Origin of the sequence: Paraburkholderia caledonica (assembly GCF_000383275.1) — a bacterium.
Lineage (GTDB): Bacteria > Pseudomonadota > Gammaproteobacteria > Burkholderiales > Burkholderiaceae > Paraburkholderia > Paraburkholderia caledonica.
Genome location: NZ_KB911037.1, coordinates 240,095 through 264,417, shown reverse-complemented (window position 1 = coordinate 264,417; position 24,323 = coordinate 240,095). Strand labels below are relative to the sequence as shown.

General features: G+C 62.6%; 20 protein-coding genes. 5 read left to right on the top strand and 15 right to left on the bottom strand.

The genetic code is table 11. From position 1 onward, the window contains the following. Window positions 1-41 precede the first annotated feature (41 nt). The 11 genes from H281_RS0113840 to H281_RS0113790 form a co-directional block, all read right to left on the bottom strand. Window positions 42-1,700 carry a UbiD family decarboxylase gene (locus tag H281_RS0113840; protein ID WP_020067711.1) on the bottom strand — a complete coding sequence of 553 codons (1,659 nt, stop codon included), beginning with the start codon at window positions 1,698-1,700 and terminating at the stop codon, window positions 42-44. A gap of 128 nt (window positions 1,701-1,828) precedes the next feature. Continuing rightward, window positions 1,829-3,301, bottom strand: coding sequence for an NAD-dependent succinate-semialdehyde dehydrogenase (locus H281_RS0113835; RefSeq protein ID WP_020067710.1), 1,473 nt, complete (start codon window positions 3,299-3,301; stop codon window positions 1,829-1,831). A 79-nt stretch (window positions 3,302-3,380) separates the two neighbouring features. After that, complete coding sequence (locus H281_RS0113830; protein ID WP_020067709.1) at window positions 3,381-3,974, bottom strand: UbiX family flavin prenyltransferase; 594 nt, start codon at window positions 3,972-3,974, stop codon at window positions 3,381-3,383. Further along, window positions 3,961-5,628 carry a UbiD family decarboxylase gene (locus H281_RS0113825; RefSeq protein WP_020067708.1) on the bottom strand — a complete coding sequence of 556 codons (1,668 nt, stop codon included), beginning with the start codon at window positions 5,626-5,628 and terminating at the stop codon, window positions 3,961-3,963. Before H281_RS0113825 ends, H281_RS0113830 begins: the two co-directional genes overlap by 14 nt. A gap of 107 nt (window positions 5,629-5,735) precedes the next feature. Next, the gene (locus H281_RS0113820) at window positions 5,736-6,464 is read right to left on the bottom strand and encodes an enoyl-CoA hydratase/isomerase family protein (RefSeq protein ID WP_020067707.1); all 729 of its coding nucleotides are present in this window, start codon (window positions 6,462-6,464) and stop codon (window positions 5,736-5,738) included. 73 nt (window positions 6,465-6,537) lie between these two features. Then, on the bottom strand, window positions 6,538-8,904 hold the full coding sequence (locus tag H281_RS0113815; RefSeq protein ID WP_020067706.1) for a xanthine dehydrogenase family protein molybdopterin-binding subunit: 2,367 nt from the start codon (window positions 8,902-8,904) through the stop codon (window positions 6,538-6,540). A gap of 4 nt (window positions 8,905-8,908) precedes the next feature. Beyond that, the gene (locus H281_RS34640) at window positions 8,909-9,430 is read right to left on the bottom strand and encodes a (2Fe-2S)-binding protein (protein WP_020067705.1); all 522 of its coding nucleotides are present in this window, start codon (window positions 9,428-9,430) and stop codon (window positions 8,909-8,911) included. 19 nt (window positions 9,431-9,449) lie between these two features. Then, window positions 9,450-10,331, bottom strand: coding sequence for an FAD binding domain-containing protein (locus H281_RS0113805; protein WP_020067704.1), 882 nt, complete (start codon window positions 10,329-10,331; stop codon window positions 9,450-9,452). A 30-nt stretch (window positions 10,332-10,361) separates the two neighbouring features. Further along, a complete protein-coding gene (locus H281_RS0113800) occupies window positions 10,362-11,108 on the bottom strand; it encodes an SRPBCC family protein (RefSeq protein WP_020067703.1) in 747 nt (248 codons plus the stop codon). Window positions 11,109-11,220: 112 nt separating this feature from the next. Next, the gene (locus tag H281_RS0113795) at window positions 11,221-12,015 is read right to left on the bottom strand and encodes an alpha/beta fold hydrolase (RefSeq protein ID WP_020067702.1); all 795 of its coding nucleotides are present in this window, start codon (window positions 12,013-12,015) and stop codon (window positions 11,221-11,223) included. Between the two features lie 170 nt (window positions 12,016-12,185). Beyond that, window positions 12,186-12,590, bottom strand: coding sequence for a carboxymuconolactone decarboxylase family protein (locus H281_RS0113790; protein ID WP_020067701.1), 405 nt, complete (start codon window positions 12,588-12,590; stop codon window positions 12,186-12,188). Window positions 12,591-12,724: 134 nt separating this feature from the next. On the opposite strand from H281_RS0113790, the gene H281_RS0113785 reads away from it, so the two are divergent. The 5 genes from H281_RS0113785 to H281_RS0113765 all read left to right on the top strand — a co-directional run bounded on the left by H281_RS0113785 (window position 12,725) and on the right by H281_RS0113765 (window position 18,881). After that, window positions 12,725-13,411: a GntR family transcriptional regulator gene (locus tag H281_RS0113785; protein ID WP_020067700.1), complete on the top strand. Its 687-nt coding sequence runs from the start codon at window positions 12,725-12,727 to the stop codon at window positions 13,409-13,411. A 237-nt stretch (window positions 13,412-13,648) separates the two neighbouring features. After that, entirely contained in the window at window positions 13,649-14,947 is a 1,299-nt protein-coding gene (locus tag H281_RS0113780) for an MFS transporter (RefSeq protein WP_020067699.1), read from the top strand. A gap of 63 nt (window positions 14,948-15,010) precedes the next feature. Next, complete coding sequence (locus tag H281_RS0113775) at window positions 15,011-16,420, top strand: uracil-xanthine permease family protein (protein WP_241077878.1); 1,410 nt, start codon at window positions 15,011-15,013, stop codon at window positions 16,418-16,420. A gap of 198 nt (window positions 16,421-16,618) precedes the next feature. Continuing rightward, entirely contained in the window at window positions 16,619-17,662 is a 1,044-nt protein-coding gene (locus tag H281_RS0113770) for a porin (protein WP_027804573.1), read from the top strand. A 121-nt stretch (window positions 17,663-17,783) separates the two neighbouring features. Next, a complete protein-coding gene (locus H281_RS0113765) occupies window positions 17,784-18,881 on the top strand; it encodes a porin (RefSeq protein WP_051120960.1) in 1,098 nt (365 codons plus the stop codon). Window positions 18,882-18,982: 101 nt separating this feature from the next. Here the strand turns inward: H281_RS0113765 and H281_RS35995 are convergent, their stop codons facing one another. The 4 genes from H281_RS35995 to H281_RS0113745 all read right to left on the bottom strand — a co-directional run bounded on the left by H281_RS35995 (window position 18,983) and on the right by H281_RS0113745 (window position 24,243). Continuing rightward, a complete protein-coding gene (locus tag H281_RS35995; protein WP_241077877.1) occupies window positions 18,983-19,570 on the bottom strand; it encodes an alpha/beta hydrolase family protein in 588 nt (195 codons plus the stop codon). 77 nt (window positions 19,571-19,647) lie between these two features. Beyond that, window positions 19,648-20,550: a polysaccharide deacetylase family protein gene (locus H281_RS0113755; RefSeq protein WP_020067694.1), complete on the bottom strand. Its 903-nt coding sequence runs from the start codon at window positions 20,548-20,550 to the stop codon at window positions 19,648-19,650. A 146-nt stretch (window positions 20,551-20,696) separates the two neighbouring features. Further along, a complete protein-coding gene (locus tag H281_RS0113750; RefSeq protein ID WP_020067693.1) occupies window positions 20,697-23,072 on the bottom strand; it encodes an acetamidase/formamidase family protein in 2,376 nt (791 codons plus the stop codon). 139 nt (window positions 23,073-23,211) lie between these two features. After that, window positions 23,212-24,243, bottom strand: a complete 1,032-nt coding sequence (locus H281_RS0113745; protein ID WP_020067692.1) for an acetamidase/formamidase family protein — start codon at window positions 24,241-24,243, stop codon at window positions 23,212-23,214. Between the last annotated feature and the right edge of the window lie 80 nt (window positions 24,244-24,323).

Genomic DNA, 24,323 nt, shown 5'->3' with positions numbered 1-24,323 from the left:
TCTGCTCCACGGGTTGTTCAGTGCGGCGTGCAAGCGTGCGCTTATTCGCCGTGGCCACCCGAGGCCTCCCGTACCGGAGTTTCCGGCTTCACACCGCCGCGCCGGTTGGCCCACGTACGTTCACCCGTTTCGCGCCAGCCGCCCGAGGTCGCCGCTTCTGCGTACTCGTCCCAACGCTTGTCCCAGTCGCCGAGGTGATAGCCATGCCATGGCGGCTGCGGCGTCAGGCTCGGCAGATTCAGCTCTTCCCAGATCTTGCGTGCCGCGCTCATGTATTGCTCCTTCGGCAGCGCGAGCGGCGGCATCGGATGCTTGAGCGTCGCGTCGATCAGCAGCGTGCTTTCGAGCGGCGCGCGGCCGGATTTGGGACCGTGACCGCTCGCGCGGTAAGGCGTCACGTGCAGGTCGTGCGTGAAGTCGGAGCGATAGGCGAGGGACCAGAAGATCGCATCGGCGTTTTCCGGGTCGATGTCTTCGGAAACGGCGATCACGAGCTTGCCGCACTGCGCCTGCAGCGTCGCGGCGCCTTGCAGACCGCGCCAGACTTCCGCCTGCTGCGTACCGCGCGCGAACTGCAGGAAGATCACCTTGCGCAGGTTCGTGAGCGGCTCGTGCATCACCACGCGCTTGATGCCGCGCACGCCCATCACCTTGCTCAAATGTTCGAGGTACAAAGGCTCGTAGGCAACCTTCTTCAGCACGGAGCTTTCGCTCGGTGTCACCTGACTGATGATGGAGACGAAGACAGGCTTCTTCTTCATCGTGATCGCGGTGACGTGCATCGACATGTTGTAGTCTTCGAGCGCGATGTGGCCGTGGCTTTCGCCGAACGGACCTTCGGGCTCCAGCGCGTCGGTGTCGATCAGACCTTCGATGACAATTTCGGCGTCGGCGGGAACGACGAGATCAATGGTCTTGCAACGCACCACCTCGACAGGAGCGCGCATCAAACCGCCGGCGACGGCCATCTCGTCCTGATCGATCTGCAGTTTTTGCGGACCGGTGAACAGCACGGCGGGCGCGCAGCCCAGCACGATCGCGCACGGCATCTTCTCACCCATCGCGCGATATTTTTCCCAGTGCAGATAACCGCCCGCACCCGACAGACGGCTCGCCATGCGCACGCCCAGCCGGTCTTCCGATTTCAGCGCGGCGCGGTAAGTGCCCATATTCTGCACGCCGCTCTCCGGATCTCTGGTTACGCAAAGCGTGGCGGTGAGATAGGGCGCGGCGTCGAAGCCGGGCGTGGAGACGGGCACCGGCAGACGCGACAGGCCTCTTTCCTTCAGCGCATCGCCGCTGATCACGACTTCATGACAGGGCGCCTCGTTCACCATGACGGGCGGGACCGGCTCGGCAATCGCTTCGGTCCATGCCTTGCCGATCTGCTCGACCGGAAGGCCGAGGCCGGTGGCGTAAATTTCCGGCGAGGCGGCGAGTCCGCCGACCAGAACCGGGATGTCGTAGGTGTGTCCTTCGCCGTCCACGACGTTGGTGAAGAGGAAAGCGCGACGCTGATCTTCGTGCAGGCCGCCCTGGAACTGCCAGCGCGCGAGCGGGTGCAACTCGGTGTCCTTGTTGATCGGCCGGTCGATGCGCGTCAGGAGGCCTCTGGCTTCCAGCCGGGCGATATGGTCCTGCAAGTCGCGCGGCGCGCCGCCGGTTGCCGTTTGCGAGTGGTCTTGGGGCAAGGGTGACATTCCGTTTCCTAATATGAGACCCAGCAGCTGGGTAAATCCGTAGGATTGTATGATTGCATGTGAATAAGACGGCTGTCAACGCGACGCTGGGCCTGGAGCCCGGTCGCGGGCTCGCGGCGCGGCGTCGATCAAAGACCGCCCATGCACAGATATTTGATCTCGAGGTAGTCCTCGATGCCGTACTTCGAGCCTTCGCGGCCGAGTCCGGACTGCTTGACGCCGCCGAACGGCGCGACCTCGTTCGAGATGAGGCCGGTATTGATGCCGACCATGCCGTACTCGAGCGCCTCGGCCACGCGCCAGATCCGGCCGATGTCGCGGCTGTAGAAGTAGGCGGCGAGTCCGAACTCAGTGGCATTCGCCGCGGCGATGGCCTCTCTTTCGTTCGTGAAGCGGAAGAGCGGGGCGACGGGGCCGAACGTCTCCTCGGTCGCAAAACGCATCCGTGCGGTCACGTCGCCCACCACGGTCGGTTCGAAGAACAGCTTGCCCGCCGCATGGCGTTTGCCGCCTGTCAGCACGCGCGCGCCGTGCGCGACGGCGTCGGCGATATGCGCCTCGACTTTTTCCACCGCCGCTTCGTTGATGAGCGGCCCTTGCGTCACACCGCTCTCGAATCCGTTGCCGACCTTGATGCGGCCGACCGCCGCCGCGAATTTTTCTGCGAACGCGTCGTACACGCCGTCCTGCACGTAGACGCGGTTGGTGCAAACGCAGGTTTGCCCCGCGTTGCGGTACTTCGAAGCGAGCGCGCCTTCGACGGCGGCGTCGAGATCCGCGTCGTCGAATACGATGAAGGGCGCGTTGCCGCCGAGTTCGAGCGAGAGCTTCTTCACGGTGGGCGCGCACTGACTCATCAGCATGCGGCCCACTGGCGTGGAACCGGTGAACGAGAGCTTGCGCACGATCGGATTGCTCGTCATCTCGGCGCCGATCGAACGCGGGTCGCCGACCACCACGCTGAACACGCCGGCCGGCACGCCCGCGCGATGCGCGAGTTCGGCGAGCGCGAGCGCCGACAGCGGCGTTGCTTCCGCGGGCTTCAGGATCATCGCGCAGCCGGCGGCAAGTGCGGGCGCCACTTTGCGCGTGATCATCGCGGCGGGGAAATTCCACGGCGTGATCGCGGCGCATACGCCGATCGGTTCTTTGGTCACCAGCATCCGTTTGTCGGCGGCGGGCGAGGCGAGTACGTCGCCGTCCACGCGCTTGGCCTGCTCCGCGAACCACTCGATGAACGACGCTGCATAACCGATCTCGCCTTTCGCTTCCGCAAGCGGTTTGCCCTGTTCGGCCGACATGATGATCGCGAGGTCGTCCGTGTTCGCGATCATCAGCGCGTGCCAGCGCTTGAGGATCGTCGATCGCTGTGCGGCGGTGAGCTTGCGCCAGCCGCGCTGCGCGTGTTCGCCGGCTTCGATCGCTCGACGCGTTTCGGCGCCGGTCATGAGCGGCACGTCGGCGATCTTCTCGCCGGTTGCGGGATCGTCGACGGCAAACGTGCGTGCATCGTCGGCGCCGCACCATTGGCCGTCGATGTAAGCGAGCGTGCGCAGCAGGCTCGGGTCTGCGAGCCGGGAAAGCGGATTGAATTCAGTCATGGTCATCGCGAAGAAAGCCCGCCGGCACGCGTCGCGCGACGGGTCTGGAAGTAGGGAAAAGGCGCGGGCGGTGCGCCCGTTACGACTCGTGTTGCTGCTCTTTCCAGCGTTTGATCACGCCCGTCTCGATGTCGAACAGATCGAGCATGCGGCCGACCGTGTGATCGACGATATCGGCGATCGTCTGCGGCTTCGAATAGAACGCCGGAACGACCGGCGCGATGATCGCGCCCATGTCCGAGAGCTGCACGAGCGTGCGCAGATGGCCTCCGTGCAGCGGCGTTTCGCGCACGCCGAGCACGAGGCGCCGGCGCTCCTTCAGCACGACGTCGGCCGCGCGGCTGATCAGAGAACTCGTGATGCCGGTGGCGATCTCGCTCATCGAGCGCACCGAGCACGGCGCGACCAGCATGCCTTTCGTTTTGAACGAACCCGATGAAATAGCCGCGCCGATGTCGCCGGGCGAGTACCAGTGCGACGCTCGCGCGCGAAGGTCCGCGGCGCGGATGTCGGTCTCATAGGTCATCGTGAGTTCGGCGGCCTTGCTGATCACGAGATGCGTCTCGATGCCCGCCTCGGCGAGCAGTTCGAGCGCGCGAATGCCGTAGACCACGCCGGACGCGCCGGTGATGCCGACGATGATGCGCTCCGGAGTGCTGTTATTCGTGCCCACGGTTGCCCTCGACGCCGCGCACGGGCGAATTCGGCTCGACGCCGCTCTGGCGGCGCGCGTGATACGACGCGTCGCGCTGCATCCACTCGCCGCGAGTTGCCTGCTCCGCGTTGCGGTCCCACTCCGCAGTCCAGTCGCCGAGCGAGTAGCCGTACCACGGCGACTCCGGCTTGAGCTTCGGCAGACCGAGGCGCTCCCACAGCGCCTTCGCGTTTTCCATGTATTCCTTCTTCGGCAGCGCGAGCGGCGGCATCGGCGTCTTCATCGTCGCGTCGATCAGCATCGCCGAATCGAGGCCCGTATCGTGGTCCGAGCGCGGACCATGGCCGTGCTCGCGGTACGAAATCAGCTTCACGTCCTCGACCGGATTGCAGCGATATCCCATCGCCCAGAACACGGCGTCGGCGTTGTTCGGATCGATGTCGTCGTCGATCGCGATGACGAACTTGCCGATGGCGGCCTGCAGCGACATCGTGCCGTACAGCGCGCGCCAGATTTCGGTCTTCTTCGAACCGCGCTCGAACTGCAGGAACACGAAGCGGCGCAGATTCGTGAGCGGCTCGTGCAGCGACACTTTCTTGATGCCGCGAATGCCCAGGTGATCGCGCAGATGGCGCAAGAACATCGGCTCATACGCAAGACGCTTGATGACACTCGATTCGGACGGCGTGACCTGCGAGATGATCGACGTCAGCACCGCGTCCTTGCGGCGCGTGATCGCCGTGACTTCGATGGAGAGGTTGTAGTCTTCGAGCGCGACGTAACCGTGGCTCTCGCCGAACGGGCCTTCCGGTTCCAGATATTGCGGATCGACATAGCCTTCGACGACCACTTCCGCTTCGGCCGGCACCAGCAGATCGACTGTGCGGCCTTTGACGACGCGGATCGGCGCGCCGGCGAGACCGCCCGCCACGCTCAGTTCGTCGGTGTTCGGGCGCAGCTTCTGCGGACCCTGGAACGCCACGACCGGCGGCGCGCCGAGCACGATGGCGACCGGCATCTTCTCGCCTTTCGCGGCGTATTTGCGCCAATGGTCGAGACCGCCCGCGCGCAGGTTCACGAGCATCATCATGCCAAGGCGCGTGGCGGATTTCAGATGGCCGCGATACGTGCCCATGTTCTGCACGCCGGTGTCCGGGTCGCGCGAGATCACGCCCGTCATCGTCATGTACGGGGCGGCGTCGAAGCCCGGCGTCGAGATCGGCAGCGGCAGCGATTCGAGGCCGTTGCCCGGACCTTCGAGATTCTTGCCTTCGATCACGATGTCGTGCACCGGGCCGCTTTCCACCACGACGGGCGGCACCGGATTGTCGATCGCGCGATTCCACGCATCGCCGATGTCCTCGAGCGACGGCACGTTCATGCCGATCCGGTAGATCTCCGGATTCGCCGCGATGCCGCCGACGATGACCGGAATGTCGTACTTGCGGCCCTTGCTGTCGACGATATTCGTGAAGAGGAACGCCTTACGCTCCGCTTCGGGAATGCCGCCGCGGAACTGCCAGCGCACGAGCGGATGCATTTCGGTGTCTTTGTTGACCGGCTCGTCGATGCGGTACAGCAAACCTGCCGCTTCGAGACGCGCGATGTGGTCGTGCAAGTCCGCGTAACCGGCATTCGCGGAAGTGTTGGAAGTAGTGTCTTGATCTGCCATGGCTGGGTGTCCCGTAAAGCACCGCATTGCGCGGCGCCCTTATTGCCTGAAGTGTTGCCCGTTGCGCGAAGCGCGCCGGTAGTATTGCGGCGAGTACAGAAGGCGTGTTAGCGGCGCATCGACGTCATCGCGTTGGCGAGCGACGCACCCGCCATTTCGCTCGCGAGCGAGAAGTCGGGAATCGTGATCTCGCGGAAGTACGTCTTCAGCGTGGCAATTGCGATCCGGTCGCGCGTGCAGATCGAGGCGACCATCGCGTCTGCACGCTCGGCGAGCTTCGCGGCTGCGACGACCTCTGCGACGATGCCCCACTCGCGTGCGTTCGCGGCGTCGATCGTCTCGGTCAGATAGACCATGTGCGCAGACGCTTTCGGCGGCACCTTGTAACGCAGCACGGACAGCACGAGCGTCGGCGGCAGATTCTTCTGCAGCTCCGGCAGGCTGAAGCGCGCACTATCGGCAGCAACGGCCAGGTCGCACGCGGTGACGAGTGCGCAGCCGAAACCTTCGGCGTCGCCTTGTACCTCGGCCAGAACCGGCACTTCGCTCTCGTGCATCGCGCGGTAGACGTCGAGAATCGGATCGGCCACGTTACGGCGGAACTGCGCGGCCGTCGGCGGCGTGGCCGGCGGGGCGCCGACCGCACGGCCGCGGCAGAACGCAGGACCGGACGCGCGAATGCGGATGATCTTGACGTTGTTGTCGCGGCCCGCCTTGCGGATTTCCGCGGCGAGCGCGCGCATGGCTTCGAGCGTGAGCATGTTGCCGTGCTCGGGCTGGCCGAGAGTGATCCGGTATTCGGATTCGTGGAGCGCTGCGGTGAATTCGGTCGTCATGGAGTAAAAGTCCAAACAATGAAAACAGGGAAGGGCGCCCGCGCTCCGCGCATGGGAGCGGGGCCTGCGCAGGTCAGCGCGCGTAGGCGCCGGCCTCCTTGAGCTTTTGGAACACGCGCTGCGGAACGAGCGGTGCTTCGGTGAATTCGACGCCGTATTCGGACAGCGCGTCCTCAATCGCAGCGACGATTGCTGCCGCCGCCGGGATCGTGCCGCCTTCGCCCGCACCTTTCACGCCGAGCGGATTCAGCGGCGAGGGCGTTTCGAGGTGCACGATGTCGATGTTCGGCACGTCGGTTGCCATCGGCAGCAGGTATTCGCCGAAGTTCGTCGTGATGGGCTGCGCGTTCTCGTCGTATTGCATCCATTCGAGCGTCGCGTTGCCGATGCCGTGTGCAACCGAGCCGATCACCTGGCCGTCGACGATCATCGGGTTGATGAGCTTGCCGGAGTCGTGCGCCATCACGTAGTTGAGGATCGTGATGTGGCCCGTCTCGCGATCCACTTCTAGTTCGACGACAGCGGTGCCGTTGCAATACGTCGACTGCGCGGGCGAAAAGTATTTGGTCTCTTCGAGACCGGCGGTGAGGCCCTCGGGCATCGTGAAGCCGGGCATGCCCTGCGAGATTTTCGCGAGTTGCCCGTAGCTCATGCGCTGCTCGATGCCGGCGCGCCGCGCAACGTGACCTTCGACCAGCAACAGTTCTTCGGGCTTGCACTTCCACAGGTGAGCAGTGAGCGTGAGCATCTTTTCGCCCACGGCCTGCGCGGCGATGTAGACGGAGTTGCCCGCATTCACCGTCACACGGCTCGCAAACGTGCCGACGCCCATCGAGATGCCGCCCGTGTCGCCCGTGATGACGTCGATCGTTTCGAGCGGCACGTTCAGCTGTTCCGCGCAGATCTGCGCGAAGGTCGTCTTGTGGCCCTGGCCTTGCGGCGATGCGCCCGTGATCACGGCGATGCGGCCGTTCGCCTGCACGCGCACCGTCGCGCCTTCGAACGGACCCATGCCTGTGCCTTCGACGAAGCTCGCCATGCCGATGCCGATGAAGCGTCCTTCACGGCGCGCCTCGGCCTTGCGTTGCGCAAAGCTCGAGTACTTCGCGCGCTCGAGCGCCGCTTTCTGGCAGGCCGGATAGTCGCCGCTGTCGTAACGCAGCGGGCTGCCGTCGCGATAGATGAAGCCCGCGTCGTACGGCATCTGCTCGGGCTGGATCAGGTTGCGCCAGCGTAACTCCGCGCGGTCCATGCCGAGGGCGCGCGCGGCCTTGTCGAGTATCCGCTCCATTGCGAACACCGCCTGCGGACGGCCCGCGCCGCGCACAGGCGAGGTCGCGCATTTGTTCGTGTAGACGACGTCGAGCTTCGCGCCCATCGCCGGAATCACGTAAGGGCCGGGCGTGGTCGTGATCGAGATGTACGGCGTGATGATGCCCCACGGCAGGAACGCGCCGTTGTCGTGCACCATCTCCAGTTTCACGCCTCGAATCTTGCCGTCGTTTTCGAGCGCGATTTTCACGGTCCACCACTGGTCGCGTTCCTGCGTGACCGCGAGAAAGTGTTCGCGCCGGTCTTCGATCCATTTGACGGGGCGCTTGAGCGCAACCGCCGCAATCGCGACGAGCGCTTCTTCCGGATAGAACGGCAGCTTCGGACCGAAGCCGCCGCCGACGTCGTTCATCAGCACGCGCAGCTTTTCCGCGTCCCATTCGAGCAGTTCGACGAGATTCTTCTTCTCGTGGTGCGGCGCCTGGCCCGACGACCAGACGGTCAACTCGCCGTTGGCAGCGTGAAATTCGGCGAGATAACCGCGGGTTTCCATCGGATGCGCGGAGCCGCGGTTCTGCCAGTAGGTTTCCTCGACGACGTGCGGCGCGCCGTTGAAGGCCGCGTCGATGTCGCCAAAACCCATTTCGATATGCGCGACGACATTGTCTTTCGCGTCGGTGTGGCAAAGCGGCGACTCGGGGCGCAGGCCGTCGCGGCAATCGGCCACGGCGGGCAGCGTGTCGTATTCGACTTCGATCAGGCCGCACGCGTCTTCGGCGATATAGCGGTTGTCCGCGACCACGAAGGCCACCGCTTCGCCCGCGAACGTCACTTCCGTCGAGGCAAGCAATTCCTGCGTGCGCTCGAAACGGATTGCCGGATTCGGCAGCATCGAAGGCGCGCGGCCCCGTGCGCGGCCGCTCAGGTCCGCGTGTGTGTAGACGGCGTGCACACCCTTCAGTTCGCGAGCGGCCGTGCAGTCGATCGAGACGATTTTCGCGTGCGCATGCGAGCTGCGCAGCACGGCGGCTTGCAGCATGTTCGGCAGATGCACGTCGTCCACGTAGGAACCCTGACCTTGCAGCAGCTTCTTGTCTTCGGTGCGCGTCACGCGCTTGCCGATGTAGCGCTGGTCGGTGGGCGCTCCCTTCAGATCGGAAATTTCCATCGTGTTACTCCGTAGCGTGTGCCGCAGGCGTCGTCGACGCTGCCGCACGCTGATCGCGGATGCGTTGGGCGGCAAGCAGCGCAGCGGCCACGATCGGCTGATAGCCCGTGCAGCGGCACAGGTTGCCCGTGATCGCTTCGCGGATTTCCGATTCGCTCGGCGAATCCGTTTCGTTCAGCAATTCGGTGAGCGTCATCAGCATGCCGGGCGTGCAGAAGCCGCATTGCAGCGCGTGCGTTTCGGTGAAGGCTTTCTGCAGTTCGTTCAGCGTGCCGTCTGCGTGAGCAAGGCCTTCCACGGTAGTCAGCGAGCGGCCGTTGACCTGGGCGGCAAGCGTCAGACAGGCGCGCGCGGTGCGGCCTTCGATCAGCACGGTGCAGGCACCGCATACGCCGTGCTCGCAACCGTAGTGCGTTCCGGTGAGTTCGAGGTCGTGACGCAGGAAGTCACCGAGCATGCGCCGCGATTCGACTTCGCGCTCATAAGCGGTGCCGTTGACGACGACTCTGACAGTACGAGTCTCCATGTCCATCTCCTTAGTCACTCTACGATTGTCTTGCGACACGCGAGAACGCACGTTTCAGCGCTCTTTCGGTCAGGACGCCTGCAAGATGCTGGCGGTAGTCGGTACTGACGTGCGCGTCGGTCATGACGTCGAGCGCGCTGGCGGCGTCGCTCGCCATGCGCAGCGCGGCGTCGTCCATCGGGCGGCCGCGCAGCGCGGTCTCCACGTCGTGCATGCGGACGGGGCCGGGCGCAACGCCGCAGATCGTGAGCGACACGCGGTCGAGGTTGCCTTGCGCGTCGGCGGTGCAGAGCGCCGCGACGCCGACGATCGCGTAATCGCCATGACGTCGCGCGAATTCTTCGAATGCATAGCCATGACCTTCGGGCCAGATGTCGAGCGAAATGCCTGCGAGCAGTTCGCCTTCTTCGAGCGCGGGGGTCATGTACATCACGGCCCAGTCGGACATCGGTAATTCGCGGTGCGTGACCGCGCCGTCTTCATAGCGTGCAATGGTCAACACGCCGTCGAGCGCGGCGGTGAAGCAGGGCTGTTCCGACGAAGGATCGAGCTGGCACAGACTGCCGCCGAGCGTGCCGCGATTGCGGATCTGCTTGTGGCTCACGAGCTGATACGCCTCCCGGATCAGCGGCGCGCGTTGAATGACGAGCGGCGACAATTCGATGTCGCGTTGCCGCGCCATCGCGCCGATGTGGAGGCGATCGCCGCGCTGCTCGATGCGGGTCAGTGCTTCGACGCCGTTCAGGTCGATCAGATGACTCGTCATCAGATACCGGAAGTTCATCATCGGCATCAGCGACTGACCGCCCGCCAGCACTCGCGCGTCCTCGAGCGTGCCGAGCAGTTGCACGGCTTCGTCGAGCGTGGTCGGCGCGTGGTACAGAAATTCACTGGGTTTCATGCGTGCTCCGATAGTGCAGCGGTGGCGTCTTCAATGTTGCTGTTTAGCGCCGAAGAGCCGCGCGAAGAAATTCCGGACCGACTGCCACATGGCTTTGCGCATGAGCGCGCCCGCGTCGAGCGGAACAACCGGCGCGGGTGCGGGCGGCGGGCGGCGCGTTTCGGCCGCCGGGCGCGACGCATCCGTCGTGGCGGTCTGCGTTGCCTCGTTGATCCGATCAGTTTGATCGCCGGGAGCCGATGCGGCGCCGTCGGACGTCGCGGGCGTCGCATGCGCAGCTTGCGCCGACGTGGCGGTTTCAGCGGCATACGCGGCGTCGGACTCGATCAGCGCGGTCAGATTCTTCGCGAACTGGTTCAGCAACTGCTGCGAGAGCGCTTCGATCATTCCGGCGCCGCGTCCATACTGCGCGACGGTGCCCGACAGATTCACGTCCGAGACGACGTCCACTTTGGTCTTGCCACTGCCGGCGTCGGTCACGGCCGCGTTGATCTGCGCATCTGCGCCGCCGCGTCCCTTCGTGTCGGTGCCGCTTGCGGACACCACGACCTTGCGGTCTGCGTCGTTCTGTTCAGCGATCTTGAATTTGCCCGCGAATTTCAGCGTGAGCGGGCCGAGCTTTACGGTGAAGCCACCCTTGTAGCTGCCGTCGGGCTGATGTTCCTTCAGTTCCGCGCCCGGAAAGCACGGGGCGGACCGTTCGATGTCGATCATGGTCTTCCAGACGTCGGACGGCGGTGCATCGACGGTGAAAGACGAACGGATTGTGATTGCCATACTGCCTCCTCGAGACGATCGGCCATGGCGGCCGCCGCTCCATTTATTCGATCACTGCTGGGCCGCGCGGCGTGCGAAGAGGTGTTCGCGTGCGCACGGCCAGCGTTTCATTTCATTGAGCAAGGCTCGACAGAAAATCGTCGAACACCGTTGCGAAGACTTCACGCATGTCGAATGCGCCGAAATGCGCGGCGCCCGGCACCACGACAAAACGGCTGTGCGGCAGCGCGTCTGCGATCTTCTGCGATACCGCCGGCGCAATGCTCGCGTCGGCCTCGCCCGCGACGACGAGCGCCGGCGCTTTCACGCGGGGCAGCTCGCCGAGGTTGTCCAACTGCGAGATGGCCTGCCAGTTCGCGCTCCAGCTGTACCAGTCGTCGGCGGCAAGACGTGCGCGGCATTTTTCGACGAGATCCGGGCGCGGGGTGTCGGCGGTGAACCAGCGTGCGATCGTGTCGTCCGTGACTTCGGACATCGAGCCCTGGCGGCTCATGTCGCCGCGCGCAAGGATGCGCGGACGCACTTCGTCGGGGAAGCCGCCCGCCGTGCCGCACAGAATCAGCGCGCCGGCGAGTTCGGGGAACTGGATCGCAACGCGCTGCGCAATCATGCCGCCCATCGAGACGCCGATCAGCGTGGCGCCGCTCAGGTGCTCCTTGCGCAGCACGGCGGCGACGTCGGCCGCATGATCGGCGAGCGTGACGGGCGACGTGATGACGCTCGACTCGCCGTGGCCGCGAAGGTCGATTGCGACGACATCATAGGACGCCGCCCAATGCTCGACATATTCGTCCCACCAGCTCCGGTCGACGCCGATCGGATGAAGCAGGACCAGCGGCCGGCCCGTCCCGCGACGGGAGTAGGCGATGCGGCCTGCGGGGATTTCGCAGAAAGTTGACTGAGACATGACTTGTACAGGTAACGCGTCGGTGACAGGTGTTTCGCGCCCGGCCGCCGGATGGGCAGCTCGCGGCGCGCAACGCCTGGAACTCCCGGAACCGCCAGGCGGACGTGCCCGAGATGAATTGCGACGACGGATCGCAATGTGCCGCGATCTTGACGGATCGCTTGCGGGATTCAGGCCGTTGCCGCGGCTTTTGCCTTCAGATCGAGCACGACCGCTTTTGCCCGGCGCAGCCCTTCGGCGGCGACCGGAATGCCTGCGTAGACGCCTGCCTGCAAGACAACTTCGGCAATTTCCTCTTCCGTCACACCGTTGTTGACCGCGCCGCGCGTATGAACTTCGAATTCGTGCCAGCGGCCGAGCGACGCCAGCATCGCGAGGTTCAACATGCTGCGCGTGGCTCGCGTGAGGCCGTCCCGGTTCCACACGTTGCCCCAGCATACGTCTTCCGTGTACTCGAGGAACACGGTGTCGAAAAGATGAGGATTCGCGTTGTTCTGCGTATGGTTCGCGCCCAGTACTTCCTTGCGGATCTTTGCGCCGATGGCACGACGTTCGGATAGCGTGATGTCTTCCATGAGTATCCTTCGAGTTTGTCCAGCGGTTGTAGGATTGTATAATGAGAGCGAGTATCGGAGCTTAGCCGTCGAATGTCAATATGATTGTATTACGAAGTATGGCGGCTCCTATTTTTCTACGGCAAAGGGAAGGGATGAATACCAATAGACTGGTTGTGCGGCCGGTGGCCACGCTGCGGCAGCAGGTGATAGATGGTCTGCGTGCGTGTATTAGCGATCTGACGTTCAAACCGGGCGACCGGCTGATCGAGCGCGAGCTCTGTGAAATGCTCGGCGTCAGCCGCACGCTTGTTCGTGAGGCGCTGAGCCAGCTGGTCGCGGAAGGGCTCGTGCAGATCATTCCGCACAAAGGTCCGATCGTCGCCGTCATGACGGGCGACGAGGCGCGCGGTCTATACGAAGTGCGCGCCGTGCTGGAGGCGCTTGCGGGCCGCCAGTTCACCGAGCGGGCAACCGAAGAACAGCGTACAGCGCTGAAGAATGCATTGAACGAACTGGCGTCGATGCGCGACATGCAAGGTCAGGAAGGCACCATGCGCTTCCTGAAGCAGAAGGCGCAGTTCTACGACGTGATCCTCGAAGGCGCGGGCAATCCGGTGCTCACCGAGATGCTGCGTCTCGTCCATACCCGCGTGATGATGCTGCGTGCCACTACGCTTTCCCAGGAAGGCCGCCTCGTGCAGAGCTACGACGAGATCGCCGCGATTGTCGACGCGGTGATGCGCAACGATGCCGACGCTGCGGCGGCGGCGTGCAAACACCATGTCGAGCAGGCGGAAAGGCTGGCGGTTCAGGTTCTGGCCGTCGCAGCCAATGACTAGCAGCGGTCATCGCAACGGCGGCATATGCCCGCCGCTTGCCTGACCTGATCCATCCCGCATAAGGCAGGGCGCGCCAATTGCGAGCTGCCGTCCGTCTGGCTGTCGTGCCGTAATACAATAATCCGTATTGCAATCTAATTGCATTACGATATACTGCGCCCATTGACGAAAGCGGGCCTATGACCCGTACCAATCACACCGCTCGCCCTCACGGCGGAAGATCAGGAGACGGGAACCATGGGCACATCGCAGGGCGCCAAGGCGGCGCCGGTGGCTTCGGTCGACGCGCAGGCATACAGACTGTCGCGTTACCAGTGGCTGGCGCTGATTTCAGCGTTCCTCGGCTGGATGTTCGATTCGATGGACCTGAATCTCTTCACGCTAGTGCTCGTGCCCAGCGTGAGCCAGCTGCTGCATAGCACCGACGCAACGGAAATCAGCAAGATCGGCAGCTACATCATTGCGGGCAAGCTGCTCACCTGGGGGATCGGCGGCGTGCTGTTCGGCGTAGCCGCGGACCGGTACGGCCGCTCGCGTGTCATGGGCCTCACCATCCTCATCTATGCGGCCTTCACGCTCTTGAGCGCATTCGCAAAAACGTGGCCGCAGCTTGCCGTCGCGCAGGCAATGGCTGGTTTCGGTATCGGCGGCGAGTGGGCGGCAGGCGCCGCGCTCGTCGCCGAATCATGGCCGGGGCGGCAACGCAACCGCGCCATGCAGATCATGCAAATGGCCTTCGCGTTCGGCTTTCTTGCCGCGGCGCTCGACAACCTGCTGCTCGGCCGATTCGGCTGGCGCGTCGTGCTCGGTGTGGGCGCAGCGCCGGCACTCGTCACCATTCTCGTGCGCCGCTTCGTGCCCGAGCCGCAGCGCTGGGTGCAAGTGCGGGAGAGCGTCGTCGCGGAATCGGCGATGCAAACCTTCACCGCCATTTTCGCGCCGGGACTTCGGCGCAAGACGATTATCGGCGTGATCGTGTCGTCGGCGGCCATGCTCGGCTGCTGGGGCGGTCTCACGTTCCTGCCGAGCTGGATTCATCAGCTTTCGGCTGCCGCTGCCGATCAGCGCAACATCGGCACCACGGTGAGCTACGCGTTCATCCTGATGATGTTCGGCGCGACGCTCGGTTATCTGACACTGATCTGGATGCTCGACGCCTTCGGCCGACGTATGTCGTATTTCATATTTTCGTTAGGATCGCTGATCGTGTCGCTCGTGCTGTTCATGACGGTGCACGACGTCGGCGGCGTGCTCTGGCTCATGCCGGTGTACGGCTATTTCGTGATCGGCGCGTTCGGCACGTTCGCCGCCTATCTGCCCGAACTTTTCCCGACCCGTGTGCGGGCAACTGGCCAAGGCTTCTGCTGGAACATGGCGCGAGCGTTGACGAGCATCGGTCCGATCGCTGGCAACGCGGTAGTGAGCAAATTCGGCTCGTTTCCGGCGGCGTCGGCTGCAGTGTCGCTGCTCTTTATCGTCGGCATGGTGTCGATCTGGTTCGGTCCGGAAACGAAAGGCGTTCCGCTCGACAACTGAAGTTCGCCGGCAGCAGGCGCGCGTCGCCAGACAGGCTTTCCTTTTGGTTCAATGGAACAAACCTTGAATACACACATGCCGAAACCCGGCGCATCGACCCGAGACGCCACCGCGGACATTGCGCCGGCGGGCGTGTTCGACATCGGGATCAACGGGCGTTTGCCGCTGCCGCAACTGGCCGTGCTCGCGCTGCAGAACGTATTCGGAATGACCGGTATGTTCGTTTTTCCGGGAATTCTCGGGCGCGCCTTCCATCTGGCCGATGAGCAGATCGCCTACCTGTACGGAATGACGTTCATCGCGTGCGGGATCATCACGATCCTGCAATCGGTGCTGCTGTTGCGTCTACCGATCGTGCAGGGCCCTTATGCAGGCAGTTTCGGCGCGCTCCTGACGGTAGGGCATTTGCAGTCGGGCGGGCTCGGCACGGCATTCGGATCGTTCTTCGCCGCTTCGCTGATCTGGTGCGTGCTCACGGTGCCGATCCGAGGACGCAGCGTTGCAGGCGTATTCGCGAAGCATCTGCGCCTGCCGATCATCTCCGGAATGATGGTGATGCTGATCGTCGTGCAGATCGCAAGCGTAGCCTTGCCGACGTGGATCGGAAGCACTAAAAGCCCTGGTTTCCCAGTCGTGAATCTGCTTTCGGGCACGGTGGCGGTGGCGGGCATCGTGTTCGCGATGCTGTGGGGCGGACAGCGTATGCGTCGCGTGGCGATCCTGGTGGGCCTCGCGCTCGGCACGTTGGCTTATACGCTGTTCCAGCCCGTGTCGTTCACCGCGGTTGCTGCGGCGCCGTTCCTCGTCGAACCGCGCATCTTTCCATTCGGCTTCGGCGTGCGGCCGGATCTCGTCGCCGTGTTCCTGCTCGTGCTGATTCCCGCCGGCATGGGATCGATGGCGCTCTATCAGGCTGTTGCCGAATGGGGCGATGAGACACTGAGTCCCGGCCGGATGTCAGAAGGCTTGTTCGGGGTCGCACTCGGCTCGGTGGTTGCGGCGGTCTGGGGCGGCTTCAGCACCATTGCGTATCCGGACAACATCGGCATTCTGCGCGCCACGAGGGTGGGCTCGCGTTTCGTTACACTCGCCGCCGGCTGCCTGCTGATCGTGCTGGGCGGTTGCGTGAAGTTCGACATGTTGCTGGTCGTCGTGCCGATTCCGGTGATCTCGGCTGCCGCAACGCTGCTGTTCGGCATCGTCTTCATGCATGGCGTGCATATTCTCGCGCAGGTGGAATGGGACGATCGGCGGCTGATCGTATCGGGGCTCGCGTTTCTCATTGGCCTTGGTGGTCTCTTCATCTCGCCCGAAGTGATTCATGCAATGCCGCTGATGCTCCAGCTCGTCGTTCAGCAGCCTGTGATTTCGGGCGGTCTGACTCTCGTCATATTGCACTCGCTACTTTGCTCGAAACAGAAGGCGCCGAACACGCCTTCGGCTGCGCCGTCGCGCACACAGAATCAGACATAAGCAGGGCAGCAGGGCGGACATCCCTGCGCGTCGTTTTCCGGTGACGCGCATAGATATAAAAAGTAGAGACCACAGAATCTATATTTCGTAGTCCGTAAAAAAACGTCGACGTCGTAAACGTGACTGGACATATCCTGGCATGTCCGTCGCGCGCCGGCTCGCATGCGCACGTCCAGGTTGGAGAAGCAGGAGACTTAGATGCGAATAAGACTGAAAGTAATGGCGCTGATTATTGGCGCTGCGTTTTGTGCAGAAGCCGCTCACGCGCAATCTAGCGTGCAGCTTTATGGACTTCTCGATGCGTTTGTCGGCTACAAGAAGCCGATGAACGGTCGGGCGAGCGTGATCGCCGGTAATGGCGGCATGACCGCGCCGTACTTCGGCCTGCGCGGCACGGAAGATCTGGGCGGCGGCACCAAGGTCGTGTTCGATCTCGAAGGGTACTTCAACATTCAGACCGGCGCGATGGGCCGCACCGGCTTTCCGCAGGACGGGCTGTTCTCGCGCAACGCGTATGTTGGCTTGACCGGCCGTTACGGCACGGTGACGGCCGGCCTGATTCCGCCGTTGCTCTGGTTCTCGACCATCACTTTCAACCCGTTCTTCAACTCGTTCGTGTTTTCGCCGATCGTGCTGCAGAGCTACGTCGGCGTGAATGGACAGGGTGTATTCGGCAATGCGGGCGAATGGTGGAACTCGGTGTACTACGCGTCGCCGTCGTACAACGGGCTCGTAGGACGCGCGATGTATTCATTCGGCAACGAAGCGGGCCATCCCGGCCAGAACAAGTGGAGCGGCCAGGTCTCGTACAACAACGGCGGTTTCGCGACCTCGGTCGTCTATCAGCAGATCAAGTACAGCCTTAACGCCGGCGATCTCGGCACGCTGATTCCGGGGCTAACCACGCAGTCCGTAGTGAACCTCGGCGTTTCGTACAGCATGAACTTCGTGAAGCTCTACGGACAATATCAGCACGTGTGGGATTCGATCTCGAACGGCGATGTCGGCATCGACACCGCACAGATTGGTTTCGCCATTCCCGTGGGCGTGGGCCGGATTCTCGGTTCGGATGCTTATTCAAAGAGTTCCGGTCACGCGTCCGTCTACCGCAACACCTGGGCGCTTTCGTACGACTACCCGCTGTCCAAACGCACCGATGTCTATGCCGCGGTGCTGTCCGACCGCGCGAGCAGGATGGCGACCGGCACCACAGTCGGCGGCGGTCTGCGCACGCAATTCTGATTGATGGCCCACTGCGCCGAGTGCGCGGATTTCTCGGGCAATCCCCGAAAGATGGCGGAGGGATGGGCAGCGCATGGCATGCCCTCTCGCCTCACAGATTAACGATTTCAATGGAGGAGATATGTTTGAAACTGGAGTAAGGGGGCGCGGCACGCGCAGGATCGGCATGCGGCGCTCGCTGGCGGCAATGACACTGGTGGGACTGTCGAGCGGTGCAGCGCACGCACAAAGCAGCGTTACGTTGTATGGCTCGCTGGACGGCGGGCTGCGTAATCTCGTGAACGGCACCAAGGCAGGCGGTGCAGCGCTGTCTATGGCCTCGAACGGCGTCTATAAATCGAATCGCTGGGGATTTCTTGGGATCGAGGACCTGGGCGGCGGCTACTATGTACGCTTCAATCTCGAAGCGGGCTATATTCTGTCGACTGGCGCGAACAGCGCCTCTAACAACACGCTGTTTTCGCGCACGTCGACGGTTGGAATCGGTGGCCCGTTCGGTCAGGTAGACGTGGGGCATCAGTTCACACTGCAGCACCGCCTGATCAAAGACTTCGAGCCATTCGATCTGCGTTATCTGGGCATTACCGAAGCGGCGGCGATTTCGGGCGGCACGAGCGGCCGCGACGACAACGCGATCCACTATCACGGAGACTTCGGTCCGTGGACGCCTCGTGCGGTCTACGCGCCGGGTGGCATCGCGGGCAGTTTGTCTAGCGGCTCCATGATCGCGGGCGGCCTGAATTACCACACCAGGATGTTCAAGTTCGGCGCCGGCTATACGCATCGTTCGAATCCGCTTTCGACTACAGCGACCACGACCCCGTATTTCGCCAACAATCAATACACCGCTGGCGGTGCCGTGACGATCGGTCCGGTCGATCTGATGGCGGGCTATTCGCTCACTACACAGTCCGTTCCTTCGACGGTGCATGGCGAGACTCGCAACCAATACCTGTGGGGCGGTTTCCGTTATAAGGTGTCGTCGTTCTTCAACGTGACGGGCGCGTATTACGACAACAAGAACTCGACGGCCGGCGTGGACGGCAGGAAGGACGTTTCTATTCTCGGCGTCACCTATTCGCTGTCGAAAAGCACTCAGTTCTATGCTGACGTCGACTACACGCATTTCACTGGCGGCTATGTCACCAACGCAACGCTCAACCCATCCGGACATGCGAAGCAGACCGGCGTCTCATTCGGTATGAACCATAACTTCTAGTGCTTTTGAGTGGCTATGGCAGTAAGCCTCCCGGAGGGAAAGCGGATTCCGATTTCCGTTCTCCGGGAGGAGTACTTCAATCAATGCGCTTCGCACGGGCGTTACATAGCGAGAATTTCCCTGACTGCATCGTCGATGAACTTGACGTCGACGGGATTGGCCGCGGGGCCGCCCGCGAAATGACCCCACACTGATTCGATAGGCCGAAGTAGTGCATTGGGCATCTTCGAGACTTCATACTCACTGTCTTCCGGCGGAAAATATAGATCGGTGCGCCCGGGCATCACAATAGCTCTGGCGGTGATGCTGCCCAACGCCCGATCGAAATCACCTTGATAAAGCGAATTCGCGGAGATATCGGCGTATTGCCAGCTCCGCATCATTGACAGGATATTGTTCGCGTCTTTCTTCAGGAAATCGCCTTCCCAGAAGTGAGTGATGAAGTCCTCCAGCGAGCCATATCCCATCGCTTCCATGTCGGCATCGGCGCCGATAATCTTGTTGAAGTCCTTGCTGTCACGAAACGCATACGGCGGCGACTCTGGATCGACGCCGATCTTGATGGTCTTTCCGGCCAGGGACGGATATTTCTGTGCCACTTTCGACGGCTCGCACGATTGAGCGGATGCGCCTTGTGCGAGAAGAAGGCTGGTGACAGCGCATAAGAGAAGCTTGAACGCTTTTGACATGGACATGGCGGACCTTTGAAGAGGTTGAACAAAATATCGGTTAAACAGGTGGTATGGCGATGCGAGAAGAGGGGGAGTCAATGGCCAAGGAAGTCCATGTGACTTGCGATCGAACCCGGCGTAGTGATGCAGATGCGGCCTTCGTCGCGCGCGCGGACGATATGCTCGAGCGCTCGGCGCAAGTGAACCAGGCGATGCGGCTGTCCTGCCAGGTATGCATGCAAGGCAATGCCCATCACCAGCGGCTCGCGGGTGGATTGCCGCAGCATCTCCTCGAAGTGATCTATCACCAGATCGGCGAACGACCTTGCGTCCATCTGACGCGCGAGGATCATTGGAATATCGTTGACTTCTTCCGGGTACGGAATAGCCCACAGCGGCTGACCGTTGCGTGTAACGAGGCGCGTGGGTTGATCGTCGTGACACCAGTTGAGCGTGTACTGGTAACCCGCTTCCGCCACGAGATCGCTGGTGACATGACTCTCGGACAACCACGGCGATAACCAGCCTGCTGGCTGCTGCGCGCTTTCCGCGGCGATTCGCTCGCGACATGCCACGATCAGCGCACGTTCGTCGGCCTCGGACAGCGTTCCTTGTCTTTCTGAATTGGTATGGCCGTGGGCGACAAGTTCATCGCCACGTTGGGCGAACGCGGCGACCAGGTCAGGGCAATGATCATAGAGCGCCGTATTGATGATGCCCGCTACCGGTAGCGCCAGCTCATCGAACAGATCGAGACAGCGCCATGCTCCCACGCGCAACGCGTACTCGCGCCATGCGTGATTTAGTACGTCTGGCTCAGGCATCACTGGACCGATGGTGGGGCCCAGTCCTTCGCCGAACGCAAAATGTTCGATGTTGAAACCGATGTAGACAGCGAGGCGGGAACCGTCGGGCCAGCGATAGACAGGGCGGCCGCCGATCGGCGAATAGTCAAAGCGCCCGTGGCCGGCCAGCGCGCGATATGCGGGAGAATCCATGGTGCAGTGTCCTGTCGAACGGCGCGTACGCCTGTGTTCACGTCAGGACCCATCGTACGGAAGCCAAAATCGCCGCATCGAGCTTGCTGCGAACAAACTCTTGTCCGCGCGCGTATTGAAGCCGCCGCTTGCTACGTCACGCTACGTCACGCGGAGAACAGCGATTTCCGGATGATCGCGTGCACGCCCCAATTGCCGTCTACGACCTGCGTCACACCGAAGTCGATCGCGACTGAGATCAGCGAAATCGCCTCGTCCTCGGACAGGCCCTTGGTCGTCATGAGGAAACGCCGCGTTTTGATGAAAGCGTCGCGCATCGCGAGGTCGAGGGTGGATTTTTCGTACACGGCGCTTTGCGCGCTGGTACCGAACTCGGCCAGATAGTTTGGATAGCTGAAGCCGTGGAGTACCCATTCGTCTGCGGTTTCTACTAACGGATACGTGAGGTCGGCGTACACCTGGTTGGCGAGCGTTTCTTTCTTGTGAAGCACTACCTGGAATTCGCCGGTGAGCGAACACTCGATCGCTGTGCCGCACAGTTCCGAGTCTCCTTGAGATGCATGCGGGTCGCCGATGGAGAGGAGGGCGCCGGGCACGCCGACCGGCAAGAACACGCTCGCGCCGCGGGTGACGCGCCAGTTGTCGAGATTTCCGCCGAAGGTCGAAGGCGGAATCGAATCGATCAGCCCATCCTGCTGCGGCGCGACGCTGATCACGCCAAAATGCGGACGCACCGGAATCTGGACATTCTTCAGGATGTCGTGATTCTCAACCACTGTCGAATGATCGACCGGCACGCCGGGATAATCGATTGTCGGATGCATCACGCCGAAAGGATCGCGTTGGGGTGTCCAGCGGAAGTTGTAGACGGCGCGGGCGCAGGCGGTCTCGCTGTCGGTTGCGTCCGCATCGAGTTCATAGATGGTGACGACCTCGCGCGGTTTCGGCTCGGTCAATAGCTCGCGATAGTGGAATCCCCACCACGCGGCAGCATTGCTGCCGAACGCACGGCCGGCGAATTTCGGATTGGCGCACCGTCGCGGGTGAATGTCGAGGATACGCACTTCCAGCACGTCGCCGGGTTGCGCGCCGCGCACGGCGATAGGTCCGGTGCAGATGTGCACGCCGAAGCCTTCTCCCGCGCCACGGCCGTAAATGGACGCATCCATGGGCCCCGCGCCGCGCCGGTTCACGTTCTTACGCGCCGCGGTCCAGTGGAACACGCTTTCGGCGCCAGGATCGCCGCGCACCATCCGCTCCCAGTCGTCGGCTGCGTGTTGCGTGAGTGTTTCGATAGTCACGGTATCTGCACTGTCGATTTCCAGCACGGGCTTGAGATCGTGACTGAAGTAGCCCCAATGAATCGTATTGGCGGTTGCGCGCAGCAGATGATGACGCGGCTTGCTGGACTCGCGAGTGGGCGATGGGGAAGGAACTTCGGGTTGCGTCGCAACGTACGGCTCGTCCGCGGCTTCCTGAACGGCATCTTGGCCGGCGAGTTGTGCATGCACGAGCAGGTTCCCCGCGTTGACGGGCAAGCCGCGTGAGATACGCCGCACGAGATGGCGCGCTAGTTCGAGACTCGCTTCGTGCCGGAAAGTGCGCGGCGATGCCCGGTATTGCTCGCGGAACGCACGGCTGAAATAGGCCGCGTCATTGAAACCCCAGCGGAAGCAGACATCGGCAATGGAGAGCTTTTCATATAGCGGATTGACCAGATCCGCGCGGCAACGCTCTAGCCTGCGCGAGCGCAGATAAGTCGAGAAATTCTGTCCGACTGCTTCGAAAAGCTTCTGTAAATAACGCGGCGAGACGCGCTCCTGTTTCGCTATCGATGTGAGCCCGAGATTCGGATCGGCCAGATTGGCCTCGATCGTTCGGCACACGCGCGAGAAAAGGGCGGCTTGAGATGGAGTGAGACCACTGAAGCTGCCTTCCTTGTCATGACCGACGAGAGACGCGACGAGGAACTCCGCAAGCGCGAGTTCCAGTGGACGCAACTCGTCGAGCGTCAACGTTTCCACGCTTTCCGCAACCGAGCGCAGAAAGCCGGAAAACACATGGCCGATACCGGCGTCGCCTGGCAACCGCCCGGCACGCAATGAAAACGGTGTTAGAAGACGTGCGTTGATCGCAGCGCGAGGCACGCGGATCACAAACGCCCGAAAGTCTGACGCGAACGATAGGAGCGCTTCCTCGCGCGAGGAAGCATAGACGATATCGCCGGGAGCAACGCTCTCGCTCGCACCGTCGGCAACGAGCGTCAGGCAGCCGTCGATATGCAGCACGATCAGAAGACTGTCTGCGCCGTCGACATTGAGTTCGATGGTTTGCGCGAAAGCGGCGAGCGCGATCAACTCGAAGCCGTTGGTCGACGTGCGTGACCTGACGGTGCCATGCAAGTGGGGAGCGGCTGCCTCAGGCGCGCCGGAACGCAGGCCGAATCGGCCCAGCGCCTCTTTCCATGCTCGCAGGCGATCTGTCTCGGCGTATGACTCGGTGGTGAAACGCTGTAGATCCAACCCAAGGCTCCCGTACGCTGACGAACGTCAGTCGAGTTGTTCAAGGGCAATGTCCGTGCCATCGATAACAGCCCGGTTGGCGCCGCAGCGCTGCGCTACGGCAGTGCGCGGGCGCACCGCCGTGGCGCGCGCGCACAGCTCACGCGCGAGGTCGTTTCTTCGGAGGAAAAATGCTGCGGGGGATCTTGCAGTGAATGCCCTGACGGCCATCGACCACCTGCGTCACGGAGAAATCGGCCGCCACGCTCATCAGCGAATAGGCGTCGTCGCGCGATAACCCTTGCCGTTCGGTGAGCAGAAGCAACATATCGCGAGAAGCGTTTCTGGTCGCGATATTCAGGTCTTCATCGAAACCGTGGACGATCCAATAATCTGGCGTCTCCAGCAACGGTGAAGGGAATGTAAAGTCCCGCCGCAACACGATCTGGAACATCACATTGAGCGAGGCCTCAATTGCGGTGCCGCTAATCTCGCCATCGCCTTGCGATACATGCGGGTCGCCGATCGAGAATAGACCACCGTCCACCGCGACTGGGTAATACATGGTGGATCCAGCGCCGATGCGCCAATTATCGATATTGCCGCCATGCGCGCCGGGTGGCACAGTGCTCACGCGGCCAGCCACGTCGGGCGCGACGCCTGCGGTGCCCAGGTGAGGGCGCACCGGCACACGAATGCCTTCGAGCGCGAGTTCGCGGCAGCAGTCCCGAACGTCCGATCGCTTGCCCGGCACCAGATATTTTCCGGGGTAGTCGTATGCATACAATGCGTGAGCCGTATTGGACGTCTGATCGAGCTCATAGATCGTGACCCGCTCTTTGTCGAAGTCGGCAAACAGATGACCCCAGTGCGCGGCGAGATTCGAGCCGTAATTGAAACGCGGGGTCATTTGTAAGTAACGCACCTCGAGCAGGTCGCCGGGTCTCGCGTCTCTCACGAAGATCGGCCCCGTCATGAGATGCACGCCGGGTTGCCGATCGGATTCCGGAATCGTGTCGTATAGCGCCCGCACCGTGTCGTCCATCATCAGATCGGGCGCGTCGCCCGCATGATGCGTGATCGCTTCGGCGCGCACGAAATCGCCGCTTTCGACGATCAGCGCGGGCGCTAGCGCCGCATCAAAGTAGCCCCAGTGGACATTCCGTGTAATGGCTGGCAGTTCGTGAAGCATGCTTGGCTTGGCTCCGTAAGAGTATGCAGTCGGTGCGGCGCTACCGATGGCAGATCGTACGGGCGACAAAATGCAACGAC

Excerpts from the sequence above, each read along its gene's own strand:
- H281_RS0113840 (WP_020067711.1), bottom strand. The coding sequence starts at position 1,700 with ATGTCACCCTTGCCCCAAGACCACTCGCAAACGGCAACCGGCGGCGCG.
- H281_RS0113835 (WP_020067710.1), bottom strand. The coding sequence starts at position 3,301 with ATGACTGAATTCAATCCGCTTTCCCGGCTCGCAGACCCGAGCCTGCTG.
- H281_RS0113825 (WP_020067708.1), bottom strand. The coding sequence starts at position 5,628 with ATGGCAGATCAAGACACTACTTCCAACACTTCCGCGAATGCCGGTTAC.
- H281_RS0113820 (WP_020067707.1), bottom strand. The coding sequence starts at position 6,464 with ATGACGACCGAATTCACCGCAGCGCTCCACGAATCCGAATACCGGATC.
- H281_RS0113815 (WP_020067706.1), bottom strand. The coding sequence starts at position 8,904 with ATGGAAATTTCCGATCTGAAGGGAGCGCCCACCGACCAGCGCTACATC.
- H281_RS34640 (WP_020067705.1), bottom strand. The coding sequence starts at position 9,430 with ATGGAGACTCGTACTGTCAGAGTCGTCGTCAACGGCACCGCTTATGAG.
- H281_RS0113805 (WP_020067704.1), bottom strand. The coding sequence starts at position 10,331 with ATGAAACCCAGTGAATTTCTGTACCACGCGCCGACCACGCTCGACGAA.
- H281_RS0113800 (WP_020067703.1), bottom strand. The coding sequence starts at position 11,108 with ATGGCAATCACAATCCGTTCGTCTTTCACCGTCGATGCACCGCCGTCC.
- H281_RS0113795 (WP_020067702.1), bottom strand. The coding sequence starts at position 12,015 with ATGTCTCAGTCAACTTTCTGCGAAATCCCCGCAGGCCGCATCGCCTAC.
- H281_RS0113790 (WP_020067701.1), bottom strand. The coding sequence starts at position 12,590 with ATGGAAGACATCACGCTATCCGAACGTCGTGCCATCGGCGCAAAGATC.
- H281_RS0113785 (WP_020067700.1), top strand. The coding sequence starts at position 12,725 with ATGAATACCAATAGACTGGTTGTGCGGCCGGTGGCCACGCTGCGGCAG.
- H281_RS0113780 (WP_020067699.1), top strand. The coding sequence starts at position 13,649 with ATGGGCACATCGCAGGGCGCCAAGGCGGCGCCGGTGGCTTCGGTCGAC.
- H281_RS0113770 (WP_027804573.1), top strand. The coding sequence starts at position 16,619 with ATGCGAATAAGACTGAAAGTAATGGCGCTGATTATTGGCGCTGCGTTT.
- H281_RS0113765 (WP_051120960.1), top strand. The coding sequence starts at position 17,784 with ATGTTTGAAACTGGAGTAAGGGGGCGCGGCACGCGCAGGATCGGCATG.
- H281_RS35995 (WP_241077877.1), bottom strand. The coding sequence starts at position 19,570 with ATGTCAAAAGCGTTCAAGCTTCTCTTATGCGCTGTCACCAGCCTTCTT.
- H281_RS0113755 (WP_020067694.1), bottom strand. The coding sequence starts at position 20,550 with ATGGATTCTCCCGCATATCGCGCGCTGGCCGGCCACGGGCGCTTTGAC.
- H281_RS0113745 (WP_020067692.1), bottom strand. The coding sequence starts at position 24,243 with ATGCTTCACGAACTGCCAGCCATTACACGGAATGTCCACTGGGGCTAC.